This window comes from Streptomyces globisporus C-1027 (genome assembly GCF_000261345.2).
Classification (GTDB): domain Bacteria; phylum Actinomycetota; class Actinomycetes; order Streptomycetales; family Streptomycetaceae; genus Streptomyces; species Streptomyces pakalii.
This window is the reverse complement of the sequence record NZ_CP013738.1, coordinates 2,213,433-2,228,794: the sequence shown is the minus strand read 5'-3', so window position 1 is coordinate 2,228,794 and position 15,362 is coordinate 2,213,433. Positions and strand designations below refer to the sequence as shown.

The 15,362-nt window shown below is 70.5% G+C and carries 13 protein-coding genes and 1 pseudogene; 5 read left to right on the top strand and 9 right to left on the bottom strand.

Annotation, left to right across the window (positions count from 1 at the left end):
- Window positions 1–11: 11 nt before the first annotated feature.
- Entirely contained in the window at window positions 12–575 is a 564-nt protein-coding gene (locus WQO_RS09785; protein ID WP_010057467.1) for a hypothetical protein, read from the bottom strand.
- 290 nt (window positions 576–865) lie between these two features.
- Window positions 866–1,171, bottom strand: a complete 306-nt coding sequence (locus WQO_RS09780; protein WP_010057468.1) for a hypothetical protein — start codon at window positions 1,169–1,171, stop codon at window positions 866–868.
- 314 nt (window positions 1,172–1,485) lie between these two features.
- On the opposite strand from WQO_RS09780, the gene WQO_RS09775 reads away from it, so the two are divergent.
- The 3 genes and pseudogenes from WQO_RS09775 to WQO_RS34880 all read left to right on the top strand — a co-directional run.
- The gene (locus tag WQO_RS09775) at window positions 1,486–4,917 is read left to right on the top strand and encodes an RHS repeat-associated core domain-containing protein (protein ID WP_237274113.1); all 3,432 of its coding nucleotides are present in this window, start codon (window positions 1,486–1,488) and stop codon (window positions 4,915–4,917) included.
- A gap of 304 nt (window positions 4,918–5,221) precedes the next feature.
- A complete protein-coding gene (locus WQO_RS36365) occupies window positions 5,222–5,380 on the top strand; it encodes a hypothetical protein (RefSeq protein WP_167552030.1) in 159 nt (52 codons plus the stop codon).
- A 142-nt stretch (window positions 5,381–5,522) separates the two neighbouring features.
- A pseudogene (locus tag WQO_RS34880) lies at window positions 5,523–5,765 on the top strand (RHS repeat-associated core domain-containing protein); the annotation flags it as partial.
- A gap of 312 nt (window positions 5,766–6,077) precedes the next feature.
- Here the strand turns inward: WQO_RS34880 and WQO_RS09770 are convergent.
- The 5 genes from WQO_RS09770 to WQO_RS09750 form a co-directional block, all read right to left on the bottom strand.
- Window positions 6,078–7,289, bottom strand: a complete 1,212-nt coding sequence (locus WQO_RS09770; RefSeq protein WP_010057472.1) for a glycerate kinase family protein — start codon at window positions 7,287–7,289, stop codon at window positions 6,078–6,080.
- Window positions 7,286–8,719 (bottom strand): SLC13 family permease, encoded by a 1,434-nt coding sequence (locus tag WQO_RS09765; RefSeq protein ID WP_010057474.1) that lies wholly within the window; start codon window positions 8,717–8,719, stop codon window positions 7,286–7,288. The genes WQO_RS09770 and WQO_RS09765 overlap by 4 nt, the downstream gene beginning before the upstream one ends.
- A 149-nt stretch (window positions 8,720–8,868) precedes the next feature.
- Window positions 8,869–9,528, bottom strand: coding sequence for a response regulator transcription factor (locus tag WQO_RS09760; RefSeq protein WP_010057476.1), 660 nt, complete (start codon window positions 9,526–9,528; stop codon window positions 8,869–8,871).
- Window positions 9,525–10,997 carry a sensor histidine kinase gene (locus tag WQO_RS09755; protein ID WP_237274112.1) on the bottom strand — a complete coding sequence of 491 codons (1,473 nt, stop codon included), beginning with the start codon at window positions 10,995–10,997 and terminating at the stop codon, window positions 9,525–9,527. Before WQO_RS09755 ends, WQO_RS09760 begins: the two co-directional genes overlap by 4 nt.
- Entirely contained in the window at window positions 10,969–11,280 is a 312-nt protein-coding gene (locus WQO_RS09750; RefSeq protein ID WP_010057478.1) for a hypothetical protein, read from the bottom strand. Before WQO_RS09750 ends, WQO_RS09755 begins: the two co-directional genes overlap by 29 nt.
- A gap of 167 nt (window positions 11,281–11,447) precedes the next feature.
- Between WQO_RS09750 and WQO_RS09745 the strand changes: the two genes are divergently transcribed.
- Entirely contained in the window at window positions 11,448–11,858 is a 411-nt protein-coding gene (locus tag WQO_RS09745) for a MerR family transcriptional regulator (RefSeq protein WP_010057479.1), read from the top strand.
- Window positions 11,858–12,871 (top strand): aldo/keto reductase, encoded by a 1,014-nt coding sequence (locus WQO_RS09740; protein ID WP_010057480.1) that lies wholly within the window; start codon window positions 11,858–11,860, stop codon window positions 12,869–12,871. Before WQO_RS09745 ends, WQO_RS09740 begins: the two co-directional genes overlap by 1 nt.
- A gap of 93 nt (window positions 12,872–12,964) precedes the next feature.
- Here WQO_RS09740 and WQO_RS09735 read toward each other — a convergent pair whose 3' ends face one another.
- On the bottom strand, window positions 12,965–14,197 hold the full coding sequence (locus WQO_RS09735) for an acyltransferase family protein (protein ID WP_010057481.1): 1,233 nt from the start codon (window positions 14,195–14,197) through the stop codon (window positions 12,965–12,967).
- On the bottom strand, window positions 14,194–15,312 hold the full coding sequence (locus WQO_RS09730) for an alpha/beta hydrolase (protein ID WP_010057482.1): 1,119 nt from the start codon (window positions 15,310–15,312) through the stop codon (window positions 14,194–14,196). Before WQO_RS09730 ends, WQO_RS09735 begins: the two co-directional genes overlap by 4 nt.
- Between the last annotated feature and the right edge of the window lie 50 nt (window positions 15,313–15,362).

The window sequence follows — 15,362 nt, the reverse complement described above, 5'->3', positions numbered from 1 at the left end:
GAGCCGAACTGTCAGACCTTCCAGCTCCAGGCGCCGGACTTGCTGCCGGAGAAGTAGTGCGTGTAGTCCTTCGAATACGCCTTCACGTCACCCCACGGAGTGGGCACCCCTGCGCCGATCGTGTCCTTGGCACGCCACTTATGGGTCGAGGCGGTGTTGTGGTAGCGCTTGATCCCGTTGTTCTTCGCGATGTTCGGGAAGATGTGCCCGCTCTCCTGCCAACCCTTGGACGAGGTGACCTTCTTTCCGTTGTAGCCGAAGTACACGGTGTCTCGGGTCCACATCAGTGAACTGCCGCGCTTGTACTGGGCCTTCCGGTACTTCGTCTTGGCCGCGGCACGGGCCGTGACTCCGTCCCCTGCCTCATCGCCGGAAATATCGGCGGCTTCCGCGATCGGCTCATCGGTGAATGCCGCGAGCTGCTCCGGGCTGAGCTGATCCGTCGATACCGCCACTCCGTCCTCGCTGACCGCGATCGGCTCACCGGTGGTATCGGCAAAGGCGGTTGCGGCAGGGGCGGCTATCGCCAGAGCGATGCCGCAGGACGCGGCGACAGTGATGAAGCGGTTCCGCATGTATTCCCCCCTGGGGTCATCAGAACCCGACCGCAATCGGGCCGGGCCGGTCGAAGACTGATGCTATCTCAGGTTTTCCGGGGTAAATCGGTGCAGATGATCACGGAAAATCACTGGAACCGAAAGGCGTAAAATTCCGTCGCCCCGCACTAGTTGAGCTCATTCGGGATGGCCGCTGTTCCGCATCTCACCGGGCTCCCGTGCCGCTGAGAGAGCTGCTCGATTTCTCAACTCAGCAGCAAGGGAGGTGAATTGATTGCGCTTGCCTGACGCGCTCGACCTCCGTGTGTCTATGCGGCGCGATCGTAGTGAGGGGGCTCTTCGGGCGAGCAGGGGTCGGGTTCCTTGCCCTCGCTGCCGGCGACCCTTCGGAGGAGCCCCTTCTGGGTGGCCCGGAGCGGCACCCAGATGACGAAGAGAGCGGCGGTCAGCGCCCAACTGATGACCCACCAGCTGGTAGCCGTACGGACCATGGCCTCGGCAGCGGTGAGGGCGATGGCGATCGCGTGGGACCAGCACAGCGCGATGCCGACCCTGCTGGCAGTGCGGTCGATCCTCCGCAGGCCGGATCTGGCTCCGCGCTGTTGCTGCTCCATGTTTCCCCCGTCTCGTCGTGTGCTTCTTTGCCCGACCTTGACTGTTCATGCGTTTCGATGCGCGGAATGACGCAGTCCGGGGCTGGCTTTCAGCCCCGCTTTTGTTGACGCTGAAACAGTTGCCACAGGGAAAGTCGCGCTGGGGCTAGGTGCTTTTCGGGGCGAAGCGGGCGTGAAAGTCGGCTTGTTCTCGCTCATTTGCGCGTTTTTGGTCGAGAAATTGTTCGTGCCACGTGAAGGAGCCGTGTCAGCGTGTGGGCTTCCGGCGGTCGCCTCCGCGGTCGCCGCGTCTACGTGTCCCGTGGGGGGATCGCATGGTTTCGCGTGCTTTCGGCACGCCGTCTCGACGTGCCCGTATCCAGCGCAGAAGCGCTCTGACCGCCGCCCTGGTGGTGGCGGCTCTCGGGGCCTCGGCGCTGCCGTCACTGGCGGCACCGGGCGCAGGCCCGGCTGCTGACGGAGCGGCGACGTCCGCCTGGGGTCCGGGTGGCCCGAAGGCGGAGATCCCGCCGGTCAAGGTCGGCTCCAACAAGCCGGTCGGCAACGAGGCCGAGGCAGCGCCCTCGGCGCAGAAGGCGGCCTGGCTGGAGGCCGAAGAGGAGCGTGCGGCAACCGGTACACCGCCCGCACCGGCCGGCCGGAAGGCGGCCCGGGGGGCGGCGGCCGCGGCCGCGTACGTTCCGGAGGGTCAGGGGTCGGTCCCCTGGCACCAGATATCTGACTTCCGGATCACCGATGCGCTGGTGGCGCGGGTGAACTACTCCACCGGCAACCTGATGCTGGCGGGCACGGACTTCGAGATCGCCGGGGTGGGACAGAAGCTGCGGCTGGCCCGGACGTACAACTCGCTGGACGCCCCATGGGGCAAGGTGTCGCAGCGGTGGTGGCAGGAGTACGAGCGTTATCTGAACCTCGCGGACGGCGGCGAGGTGGTCCTGTACGACGCCACCGGGGCGGCGGTCCGCTTCGCGAAGGAGTCCGACGGGTCGCTGACCACCCCGAAGGGCTACTCCAAGGACCTGAAGAAGAACGCGGACGGCACGTACACGCTGACCGATCGCAAGTCCGGCTCGAAGGACACCTACAACGTCGACGGCACGCTGACCAAGGTGACCGACAAGAACAAGGGCGCCATCACGGTCACCCAGCACCATGAGGGCGGCGAGCACAAGGGCTTCAAGCTGACCGAGACCCGCTCCGGGCGCTGGGTGGACCTGGTCAAGACGCACGCGAACCAGTGGCAGGCCAAGGACCACACCGGCCGCACGGCCGTCTTCGATCTGAACGCTGCCGGGGATCTGGAGAAGACGACGGACACCGAGGGGAAGTCCACGGTCTTCGGCTACGACTCCTCACGCCGCCTGATGAAGATCACCACCCACGAGGGCCGGGTGACGGTCTTCACCTACGACGGCCACAACCGTGTCACCTCGATGCTCCGGGCCACCGAGTTGGGCGGCTCCGGCCACACCGGCCCGACCTGGACCTACGCCTACTCCGCCGCCTCTCCGTCGGCGGCCGGCAGGACGACCGTCACGGACCCGGAGAACCACGCGACGACGTACGAGCACGACGCGGACGGCCAGGTCGAGAAGGTCACCGACGCGCTGGAGCGGTCGCGTTCCAAGAAGTACGACGCGAACCGGAACGTGGAGGAAGCCGAAGACGCCATGGGCGTGGGCGGGGCCTCCGGAAACGTCACCACATACGGGTGGGACTCCCGCAACAACCCCACATCGTCCAAGCTTCCGACCGGCGCGACCGCCACGATGAGCGGCTACCAGACGATCGCCGGGTCGGACCTGCCCGAGACGATGACCACGGCGGACGGCGAGAAGACGAAGTACACCTACGACACGGCGGGCAACACCAAGTCCGTCGCCGTGCAGGGAACGGGCGGCGGCAACCAGTCCTTCGACTACAACCCGGCCACCCCCACCTGCGGCGGCTTCGAGGGCCAGGTCTGCAAGGTCACCACGAAGATGACGGATGCGAAGTCCGTCTCCACGAACTTCACTTACGACGCCCAGGGCAACCTGAAGACGGTCAAGGCCCCCGCGCCGCTGGGCACGACCACCTACACCTACGACGGCCTGGGGAGGGTGTCGTCGGCGAAGGACGCCCGCGGTATCACCATCACCTACGAGTACGACCACCGTGATCGGGTGAAGAAGGTCGACTCCTCCAACTACCAGGCCGTCACCTACGAGTACGACAGCGACGGCAACCTCATCCAGCGCTCGGACGGCACGGGAGTCATCAAGTACGACTTCGACCCCCTCTCCCGTGAGACGGTCCGCACCCTTCAGAACGGGGCGCAGACGGTCCTCGCCTACACCCCGGCGGGCAACGTCGACACCTACAAGAACCCCGCGGGCCTGACCGACTACACCTGGAACGAGGTCAACAAGCTCAAGGAGCTCAAGGACCCCAAGGGCAAGGTCACCACGTACGCGTACAACAGGAACGACGTCCGCACCACGACGACCTACCCGGGCAACACGGTGCACACGGTCACCCCGGACAAGTCCGGCCGCCCGGAGACGATCAAGGCCACCAGCCCCAGGGGCACCCTGGTCGACCTGGCGTACACCTATGCCCGCCCGGACGGTAAGGACGGCGGAAAGATCGGCACCACGACGGACGCGGTCGCCGGGACGAAGACGAGCTACGAGTACGACACGTCCGGCCGCTTCTCCTACGCGGCGGAGAAGAAGGGCTCCACGCTCACCTCCTCCTGGCAGTACTGCTACGACCTCGCCGGGAACCTCACCTCCCAGGGCGTCGACAAGGGCTGCCCGCGCGGCACCACCTACACGGTCAACGACGCCCAGCAGATCACCGCGAAGAACGGCTCGGCCACGAACTGGTCCTACGACAAGATCGGCAACGAGACGGCCGCCGCCTCCACCCCGGAGTCCACCCGCACCGGGATGAAGTGGTCGGACCACTCCCAGATGACGTCGATCACGACCGGCGGCACGACGTACGCGGGCCAGTACGGCTCCACCGACCAGTCCGAGCGCATCAAGCTCGGCGACACCTTCTTCCACAACGGTCCCCTCGGCCTCTCCGCCACCTCAACGGCCGGAGTGGACACGGGATTCAACCGCGAACCCGGGGGCACGCTGAACTCCATGACCCGTGGGGGGAAGAACCACTACTACCTGACCGACGCACTCGGCAGCGTCGTCGCCCTGGCGGACGAAGCGGGCACGAAGGTCAACACGTACGCCTACAGCCCCCGCGGCGTCCAGCGAGCCGCCACCGCCGAACAGGTCCCCCAGCCCTACCGCTTCGCCGGCGGCTACCAGGACCCCACCGGGCTCTACCACTTCGCGGCCCGCTACTACGACCCCAACATCGGCCGCTTCACCACCCCCGACCCCTCCGGCCAGGAACAGAACCCCTACCTCTACGCCGCAGGCGACCCCGTCAACCGCATCGACCCCACCGGGCTCCTCAGCCTGAGCGGCGTCGGCAACGGGATCAACAATGCCATCGGTGTGGCCAACGATATCGATACGGTGGGGAAAATCTGGAATGCGGGACTCGACGGAGATTGGGGCAAAGCCGCCGGTCTCTCTTTTGGTCTCGCAGTGGGTAAGGCAGTCGAAACCACCTGCCTGCGAGGTGCAGCGACCGGCGGGGGGATAGGGATCGCCGTGGGGACTGTTCCTTGTGTGGCGGCAGGTGAGTTCGCCGGTTCGTACGCAGAGGACAAGACCGTAGCGGCTTGGTCCTGATGACGAGCCGGGGGGCGAAGAACTCTTCGCTCCCCGGGCTTATATGAGAGGAGTTCCTATGTGGAATTTTGCTTCGGAAGGAAAAGGGTCGTGGGTGCCCGAGGGGTGGGCACTTCCCGGGCTGTTCATTTGTCTTGCCTTTGTCCTTGTTTCTACTCTGATCATTCGTCACCGAAAAAAGAAGTAGGCATACGCTGCGGGCGCCCATGACGAAAACGAGTTTCAGTCGCATGGACGGGTGCGGGCGGCAACCCTGGAGATATTCAACGAACGTTGCTATTCGGCATCCAAGGAAGGGTGATGTATGGCGCACGAGAATGCAAAAGTAAATAGGGCTTTCGGGCTTCTCTTGCTGGCCCTGACCTTGGTCATGACTGTTTCGGTTGTCGTGCTGCTCGCCCAGGGATCTCGCTTTACTCCGGTGATGCTGGCGCCTGCTCTCTTTCTCGGCATCGGGATTTAGATGTACAGATCCGGGCGGAACTCCAAGTAATCCTCCGGACGATATTCGCCCCGGCAAGGTTCCCATGGCTCGCTCGCTACGTGATCTTTCGAGATGCCCGACTGGGGCATGAGTAGTCGGGTGATATGTCGGACAAGCGCCGCCCCCGCCCTATCGCTTCATCGGCGGCTGCCAGGACCCCACCGGGCTCTACCACTTCGCGGCCCGCTACTACGACCCCAACATCGGCCGCTTCACCACCCCCGACCCCTCCGGCCAGGAACAGAACCCCTACCTCTACGCCGCAGGCGACCCCGTCAACCGCATCGACCCCACCGGGCTCCTCAGCCTGAGCGGCATCGGCAACGGGATCACGAGGGCCGTGTCGGGGGCGAAAGATATCTGAGCCGCATCTGAGCCGCCGGCCGAATGAGAGGTATCGGACTTCGACGCCGCCCCCGCCGCGGGGGCGGTCCGCACAGATCTGAAGGTGGCGGAATGCTTGATCGAGGAAGTCGGCCAGGAGAGGCCGCTGCAACTTCGGGGCTGTGGATGGCTGTCATGGGCGGGATTCTCCTTCTGGTCGTGGGGATAATTGCAGCCGTTGCGGGAATGCGGCCAGGTTTCTGGGTCATCCTGGTTGGTGCGGTCTGTGTCATGGGTGCAAGTGCCGCTCTGCGTTTTCGAACAAAGCAGACTTGAATGAGCCTATGGCCCCTCACGCGGCCAGCGGGGCCACCGGCGCCAACCGGGTCCCCAGCGCCATGATCCGCATCGCCCGCTCCGACGCGTCCGCCAGGAACTCGCCGCTCCGGCCGATCGCCTCCACCAGCGTCATCGGCGCGGGCAGGATCGCGCTGTAGGCGTCCACGCCCACCGCCCGTACGTCCTGCGCGCCCGGCCCGATCGTCCCGGCCAGCACCAGGACCGGCACCCCTGCCGCCCGGGCCCGGCGTGCCACCTCCGCCGGGATCTTGCCGCGTACGGTCTGGTGGTCGAGCGCCCCCTCCGCCGTGATCACGAAGTCGGCGCGGGCCAGGCGGGCGTCCAGGTCGAGGCCGTCGAGGAGGACGTCGTACCGGGGCAGGAGCCGGGCGCCCACGGACGCGAGCCCCGCCCCCAGGCCGCCCGACGCACCCGTGCCGGGGGCCGTCCGCAGGTCGATCGGGTCTCCGGCCCGTGGGGCGAACGCCGGGAGCAGGTCCCGGGTGAGGACGGCGGCCAGCCGCTCCAGGCCCGCCGAGAGCAGCTCCACCTCCGCCGGGGTCGCCCCCTTCTGCGGCCCGAACACCCGGGCCACCCCGCGCTTCCCGCACAGCACGTTGTACGGATTGCACGCCACGAGCAGCTCGGTGCCGGCCAGCCTGGGGTCCAGGCCGGACGGGTCGATGTGCTCCAGTTCGTCCAACGACCCCCCGCCCGGCCGGAGTTCGCGGCCGTGCCGGTCGGTCAGCCGGGCCCCCAGGGCCTGGAGCGCGCCCGCGCCCCCGTCCGACGTACCGGAGTCGCCGCAGCCGACGAGGATGCGCCGGGCCCCGGCGTCCAGAGCCGCGCGGATCAGCTCGCCGACACCGTACGTCGTCGTCGCGCCCGGGTGGCGGCGGTCCGGCGGGACCAGGGCGAGGCCCGCGACGGCCGCCATCTCCACGACGGCGGTGAGTGGGCCGGCCCCGCCCAGCAGCGCGAAGTGCGAGGCGACCGGGTCGCCCACCGGGCCCGTCGCGGTGACCGGCACCAGGCGCCCGCCGCCCGCCAGGGCCAGCGCCTCCGCCGTGCCCTCGCCACCGTCCACGAGGGGGATGAGGTCGAGGTCGGCGTCGGGGATCACCCGGCGCACCCCGGTGGCGATGGCCTCCGCGACCCGGGCGGCCGACAGGGACTCCTTGAAACCGCTGGGGGCGATGGCGATGCGGTGGGTGTGACGGGTCATGGCTGGGTCTCCAGAAGGACGGGCACGCCGAGCAGCGGCCAGACGACGAGGGCGAAGGCGAGGACGAGGGCCGCCGTGAGCGGCGCGAGGAGGGCGGACAGCCGCAGCAGGTCGCGCGGGGTGTACGTCGGGGTGCCGGGCACGTCCGCGAAGAGCGCGACCGGCTTGGCCGAGGACGGCAGGGTGTGGCAGAAACCGGCGGCGGCGGTGGACGCCAGCGCCGCCGTGACGGGGTTGACCCCGGCCCCGACCGCCGCCGCGACCACCAGCGGGACGAGGACGGAGGACCGGGCGGAGCGCGACTGGAGCGCCAGATGGGCGGCCGTGCTGACGACGACCACTCCGGCCAGGAACAGCCACGGGGGCGTGGACGCCCCCAGGGGTATCCACCCCACCAGCCAGTCGGCTGCACCCGAGTCGGAGAGCGCGACGCCCATCGCCATCGTGGCGGCCATGAACAGCAGTAGCGGCCAGGGGACCGTCCGCAGGCCGTCCTTGAAGCGGACCGTTCCCAGCGCGGGCGAGGTCGCCACCAGCGCGCCGATGAGCGCGACGACGGCGGGCGACACCCCGTGCAACGGCTCGCTGCACCACAGCAGGACGACCGTCGCCAGGAGCAGCAGACACCGGGACTCCGCCGGGGTGAACGGGCCCTCGACGGCCGTCTCGGAGTGCTCCTGGATCTGCGCCGCCGTGATCGTGACCGGTCCTTTTCGGTCGGCCCGCCGGGTCGTCGTCAACAGCACCAGTTCTGCGGCGAGATGGGACGAGACGACGGCCAACGGCAGCCCGAGGAGCAGCCATTGGACGAAGCTCAGCTGCTCCCCGGTCTGCTCCCACAGCGCTCCGACCGTGATCAGGTGCGCCCCCGCCCCGATCAGCGTCGCGACGGCGGACAGCAGGATGACGGTGGGGAAGAGCAGCGCCAGCATGACGACCAGGCGGGTCCGCTCACGGAGTGCGGCCGCCAGCGCCAGGAACACCGGGAGGGCGAGCGCGGCCCGCCCCGACGTGGCCGGCACGGCGAACGCGGTGACCACGAGACCGGCGGTGGTCAGGTGCACCAGCTGGCGTACGGTCCTGGCCCCGCCGACCAGGAAGACGGCGGCCCGGCCTGCGAGCCCGGTCCGGGTCACGGCGGCCGCCAGGACGAAGGCGCAGATCAGCAGCCACACCGTCTCGTCGCCCAACGTCGCGAACAGGGTCTCGCTGCTGATCACCCCCGTCACCGTCAGTGCCAGACCCGCGCCGAGCGCGATGTAGGCGTCGTCCACCGGGGTGGCGATCCAGGCGGCGGTGGCCAGGGCGAAGACGGCGAGCGAGAGCCGCCCGCCGACGCTGAGGCCGGGGGCGGCGCCGGGGACGGCGAGGAGAGCGCAGAGCCCGAGGACGGCACAGAGGCCGACGGTCTGCCGGAGAGGAAGAGGCACGCTGTACAGCCTCTGAAGGCGGGGTGAGCGGTCGATGAGCCGCCCGTGAAGGGCTTTTCATCTGCTCGGCGCCCCGACCACCTGATGGCGGACGGCGGTCCGGTCGGGCCGGCTCAGGGCAGCCCCTGGCCGCGCGCCGGAGCCGGCCGCTACGGCAGCCGGTACCCCATACCCCGTACCGTCTCCAGCCGCTCCGCCCCCAACTTCCGGCGCAGCGCGCGGACATACACGTCCACGATGTTGGAGCCGGGGTCGAAGTCGTACCCCCACACATGCGACAGGATCTGCTCCCGCGACAGCACCTGGCCCGGGTGGCGCAGGAACATCTCCAGCAGGACGAACTCGCGCGCCGTCAGATCCACCGTCCGGTCCTCCGCGCGGGCCCGGCGCGTGCGCAGGTCCAGGGCGAGGGTGCCGCTGCGCAGCATGGTGACCTCGGGGGCGCGGGCCGCGGTGCGCTGCCGCAGCCGTACCCGGGCGAGCAGCTCCTCGAAGCGGAACGGCTTCGTCATCCAGTCGTCGGCCCCGCCCTCCAGGCCGGCCACCGTGTCGCGCACGGAGTCGCGGGCGGTGAGGACGATCACCGGCAGCGTGACGCGCGCCTCGCGCAGCTCCCGCAGCACGGTGAAGCCGTCCCGGCCCGGCAGCCCGATGTCGAGCACCATCAGGTCGAACCCGCCGGTCAGCGCATGGCCGAGCGCCAGGTCACCGTCCTCGGCGACGACCGTGGTGAAGCCGTTGGCGCGCAGGCCCTTCTGGACGAACGAGGCGATGCGCTCCTCGTCCTCGGCGATCAGGATGCGGTTCATGAATCGGTCTCCAGCGTGAGTACGAAGGTGGCTCCGCCGCCCTCGGTCCGGCGGAGTTCGACGCGGCCGTGGTGGCCCTCCGCGATGGCCTTGACGATGGCGAGGCCGAGCCCGGCCCCGCTGGTGCGGGTCCCGCGCCGGGACGTGCCCCGGCGGAACCGCTCGAAGATGACCTCGGCGTCCTCCGGCGGAATGCCAGGCCCGTGGTCGGCGACGTACAGCTCGATACGGTCCCCCTCGGCGCGGGAGTCGGCGGACCGGGAGCCGATCCGGATGCGCTGGCCGGGCACGGTGTGCTGGACGGCGTTCTGCGCGAGCTGGACCATGGCCTGCGTCATCCGCTGCGGATCCAGGCGTACTTCGCGGTCCGCGACCCCGTCGAGCTGCCACTTCCGCTCCCCGAGGGTCCGCACCTTCACGAACACGTCGGCGGTCAGCTCCGCGAGCTGGACGGGTTCCGGGCGCACGAAGTCGGGGCGCTCGGCCCCCGCGAGCAGCAGCAGGTCCTCCACGATCCGGCTCATCCGGTCCAGCTCGTCCGTGACCAGCCGCACCGTCTCCTCCCGGTCCGCCGGATCGTCGCCCATCAGCTCCAGGTGGCCCCGGACGATGGTGATCGGGGTGCGCAGCTCGTGCCCGGCGTCGTCGACGAAGACCCGCTGCGCGGCGAACGCCCGCTCAAGCCGGTCCAGCATCGCGTTGAACGTCTCGGCGAGGGCGGCGATGTCGTCCCGGCCCTCCACGGGGATCCGCCGGGTCAGATCCTGCTCGGTCAGCTCCGCCGCCGTCGTCCGCACGAGCCGGACGGGCGCGAGGATGCGTCCGGCTACGGCCCAGCCGATCCCGGTCGTCATCAGCAGGGCGACCCCGGACAGGGCGAGCAGCATCCAGAACGTCTTGTCGGCGACGTCCCGTTCGCGCTCCGGGTGGAAGGCGACGACGAACGCCCCGGGCTGCCCGCCGGCCGACGGCCCGATCTCGACCTTCGCCCAGCGCAGTTCACCCTGCGGGCGCTCCAGCGTGCCGAAGGAGTCCTGGGAGGCGCGGATGCGGGTGAGCGATGCGGTGTCCTGCCACAGGGCGGTGTCCGGCGGCAGGTCGCGGCGCTGCCGGATGACATCGGGCCGGTCGCCCGTCGGGCCGGTCAGCCCCAGCAGCTCCTCGTCCGGGTCGGCGTACTGGCGTTGCAGATAGACGCGGAGCAGCCGGTCGGCGGTGTCGAACCGGCCGCCGGTGTCCGGGTCCACCCCCTGCGGCACGAAGTTCGCGAACTCGCCGGTCTCCTGCGTGAGCAGCTGGCTGATGCGGTGGTCCACGTCCCGCTGGAGGATCGAGCGCACGGTGACGGCGACCGCGCCCAGCGCGACCGCCATCACGACCAGCAGCCACAGCAGGATCCGGACCCGGGCGGAGATCCTCGGGAACCCCAGGGGCGACCGGCTAACCGTCATCACCGAAGTCGTCGTCATCGTCGTCGTCGGCCGCGGAGGGGCCCGGGACGACGGAGCTGTCCGGGGTACGGGTCGGGGTGGCGGAACCGTTCGGCGCCGGGAAACCGCTCGGGGAGGCGGCACCGCTCGGCGACGCGTCCCGGCCCGGCGACGGTGTGCCGCGCGGGCTCTCCTCCAGCTGGACGGTGGGGGGCACCTTCGGCGCCTCCGAGGTGTCGGTCATGGCATAGCTGGTGGCCGCTATGCCCAGCGGCACGGCGACGACGGCTGCCAGGGCCGCCAGACGAGGTGAGAAAGCCATGCGTTCACCCTGACGGTCCCGGGCGGTACGAACATGAAGTCAGGATGAACATTCCTTCATATCGGACAAACCAGGCATATGTGAGCGGAGGGGGTCGGGGGTGACGCGGCGAGACGACGCCGATTCCGCTTGCTTCGAGTGCACTCCAAGGATCTAGCGTGGAACACATGACGGAGCACCCCCGCCCCGCGGGCCAGGACAGCTACTCGATCAGCGAGGTCGTCGCCTTCACCGGGCTCACCGCGCACACCCTGCGCTGGTACGAGCGCATCGGGCTCATGCCCCACGTCGACCGCTCGCACACCGGCCAGCGCCGCTTCAGCAACCGCGACCTCGACTGGCTGGCCTTCGTCGGCAAGCTGCGGCTGACCGGGATGCCCGTCGCCGACATGGTGCGGTACGCGGAGCTGCTGCGCGAGGGGGAGTCCACCTTCGAGGCACGGCAGGAGCTGCTGGAGTCGACCCGCCGCGATGTGATCTCGCGGATCGCGGAGCTCCACGACACCCTCGCCGTCCTCGACCACAAGATCGATTTCTACGCGGGCGCCCGCCGGGCGCCGGAGAGGCACAGCGCCTGATGACTGTTGACAAGATCGCCACCGCCGAGCTGGGAGCGGGCGGACCGCAGGTCGGCGTCCAGGGCCTCGGCTGCATGGGCATGAGCGAGTTCTACGGCGACACCGACGAACGCGCCGCACGCGACACCCTCGACGCGGCCCTGGAGGCCGGCGTCACGCTCCTCGACACCGCCGACGCCTACGGGCGCGGGGCCAACGAGGAGTTCCTCGCCCCGTTCGTCGGGGCCCACCGGGACGAGATCACCCTCGCCACCAAGTTCGCCCTCGTCCGCACCGACGACCCCGGGTACCGGGGTATCAGCAACGACCCCGCGTACATCCGTACCGCCGTCGAGGCGAGCCTGCGCCGGCTGAACACCGACGTCATCGATCTCTACTACATGCACCGCCGCGACCCGGCCGTCCCGCTCGCCGAATCGGTCGGCGCGCTGGCGGAGCTGGTCCGGCAGGGCAAGGTCAAGCAGATCGGGCTGAGCGAGGTGACCGGCCCCGAACTGCGCGAGGCGTACGCCGTGCACCCGATCGCCGCCCTCCAGTCGGAGTGGTCCCTCTTCAGCCGCGACGTCGAGCAGAGCGCCGTCGGCGCGGCGGCCGAACTGGGCGTCACGCTCGTCCCGTACTCCCCGCTCGGCCGGGGCTTCCTCACCGGGGCCTTCACCGACGCGGGCAAGGAGCTCACCGAGGGCGACTTCCGTAAGAACCAGCCCCGGTTCACCGGCGACAACGCCCGGACGAATGCGGCCCTCCTGGAGCCCGTCCACAAGATCGCCGCCGCGCACGGGGTGACGGCCGCGCAGGTGGCCCTCGCCTGGGTCCAGCAGCGCGCCGAGGTTCACGGCCTGAACGTGGTCCCGATCCCCGGCACCCGCAAGCGCAGCCGCCTCCTGGAGAACGTCGCGGCGACCCGGCTGACCCTGACGGCGGACGAACTGGCCGCGCTGGAGCCGATCGCGGGGCGGGTGGCGGGGGACCGCTACCCGGACATGAGTAGTACGTCGGTGGCGCGGGAGTAGACGTTACGACGAGGCCGGGGGCGTACGCGGTGATCGCCTGGTTCATGAGGTTCATGGCGGCTGAGCCACGCGCCGGGCAGCACCCCCGACCCCTCACGCCAGCCCCAGCGCGAACACCGCGAACCCCGCCGCGAGCAGCCCCGCCAGCGCGCGGCGGGCGTTCGCGGCGCGGGTGCCCGCTCCCCACGGGGCCTCGAAGCGGCGCGCGTACCGGGCGATCAGCACCAGCAGCCCGGCGAACACCGGCAGCCACACGGCCCGGGCGAGGATCCAGCCCGCGGTGTCCGGCGCCGTCGTCAGCCCCGCCACCGCCGTGCCCCCGGCTCCCGCGAGCGAGGCCGGTACGGCGGCGGCCAGCATCGCCGTCTGGTGCCAGCACAGGATCGTCATCGCGGACAGGTTGACCACCACGACCGGCGCCCAGAGCAGCGGCTTGCGCAGCAGCCGCCCGAGCCGGTCGCGCAGCAGGATCGCCGCCCCGCTCTGGGCCGCCGCCAACGCCACCACCAGCAGCGACGGCGGATGCGAGTTCGTCCGCGCCTCGCCCGGCACCCCGACCATCGACGCCGGGTAGTGGAAGACCAGCAGCAGCACGGCGAACAGCACCCCGCCGCCGACCAGCAGCAGCCGGGCCCCGCGCTTCCCGATCCGCCCCTCGCCCCAGGACACACCGAGCTGATACGCGAACAGCCAGCCGGGCAGGACATTGAGCACGCTCAGCCAGGACGGCATGGCCTCCGCGAACGGCCCGTAGCGCAGGAAGTCCACGATGGCGACGGAGACCAGCAGCGGGAGCGCCGCCCAGCCGCCGAGCCTCCGCGCCAGCGTGACGCAGACCGGGGTGAGGGCCGTGACCACGGTGTACACCCCGACGAACCAGAGCGGCTGGATCACCAGCGTCGACCCCGTACGCAGGGTGTCGCCGGGGACGCCCAGCGCGGAGAGCACGGCGAGCAGCACCGCCCACACGGCACTCACCCCGAGGACCGGCCGGCCGAGGCGGGCCAGCCTGCCGCCCAGCCAGGCGGCCGTCGTCGAGGCCCGGCGGCGGTAGGAGAGGACCGAGGCGTACCCGCCGACCAGGAAGAAGATCCCCAGCATCTGGAGCACCCAGCTCGCGGGGGCGAGCGCGCCGAACGTGGCCAGCGGGCTCGCGTTGTGCAGGCCGTCGGCGTCCGGCCGGAACCCGCCGAGCATCCAGTGACCGAGCGGCACGGCGAGCAGGGCCAGGGCCCGCAGGCCGTCGACCGCCCGGTCGCGGTGGGCGGGGGTGGAGGCGTCGACACGGGCGGCGAGCCGCCGCGCGTTCTCCCGTACGGCGTTCATCGGGCGGCTCCTTCCAGGACCGGCGCCTGCGCCAAGACCCGTGCGTCCGCAGGCGACTCGGCCCCGTCCGGCGTGGCCGTGCCCCGCGCGATGGCGGCGAAGGCCCGCAGCGAATCCGTCCCCGGCGCGAAGTAACCGGCATGGCCCCGGGCCTCGTCCGCCGGTACGCGGCGGGCGCCGAACGCCGGGTCGGTCGGGTCCGTGCCGTGGCCGAGGCCCGCGAAGCGCACGTTCGGCACGTTGTCGATCCAGTCGGTCGGGTCCTTCGCCGCCCACACCCGCGCCTTCGTCCGCAGCCCCGCGGCATCGTCCGCCCGCATACCGGGGGAGCCGAGGACCACCACGTCGGTGGCGGGGAGACGGTGTGCGGCGATCCCGCAGACGACGGAGCCGTAGCTGTGGCAGAACACGGCGGGCTCGGGCAGCCCGTCCGCCGTCAGGCCCTCCGCGAACCGGGTCAGCCGCCCGGCGCCCGCCTCCGCGAGGCTGCCGGTGGCCGCGTCGATGCCGACGCCCACCGGGGTGGTGTACCCGACCCAGGCGACGACGGCCGTGCCCGGACCGGCTGCCGTGTGCAGGGTCCTGGCCATCCCGGGCGGGGCCCCGTGCGCGGCGACCTTCCGGTCGAAGGTCCCGGCGTCGTTGTCGGACCCGGGCACCACCACGGAGACCCGCTGCGCGGTGCGCAGGTCCCCGAAGACCTCGGCGACCTGGCCGCGTCCGCGCGGGTCGAACGCGAGGATCTGGCGGCCGGGAGCGGCGAGCGAACGGTAGCGGGGGTCGTCCTCGGCGGCCAGGGCGAGGGAGTTGGCGCGGTAGCGCAGTTCCAGCGGCGCCCCGTCGATGTTGCCGACGACGGACGGATGCCGCACCAGCAGCAGTTGCTGCTCGGCTGCGCTCAACCCCGCGAAGAACCGCGCGACTTCGGCAGGAGTGGCGCGCTCCGGATCGGGCAGCTCCATGCCCAGCAGCGCGCGGTCCGCCCGCCACTGCGCACTGCCCGGCGGCGGCCCGGTCAGCGCCTGCTGCGCATCCCCCGAAACCCAGCCGGTGGTTCCCGCCGCCATCCCGGCGGCCAGTGCGAACGCGACCAGGGTCCTCGCGTATCGGCGCATCGTGCCCTCCCTCTCCGGATCCGCACCGGGCGGTGCGACCGGGAGGAAGG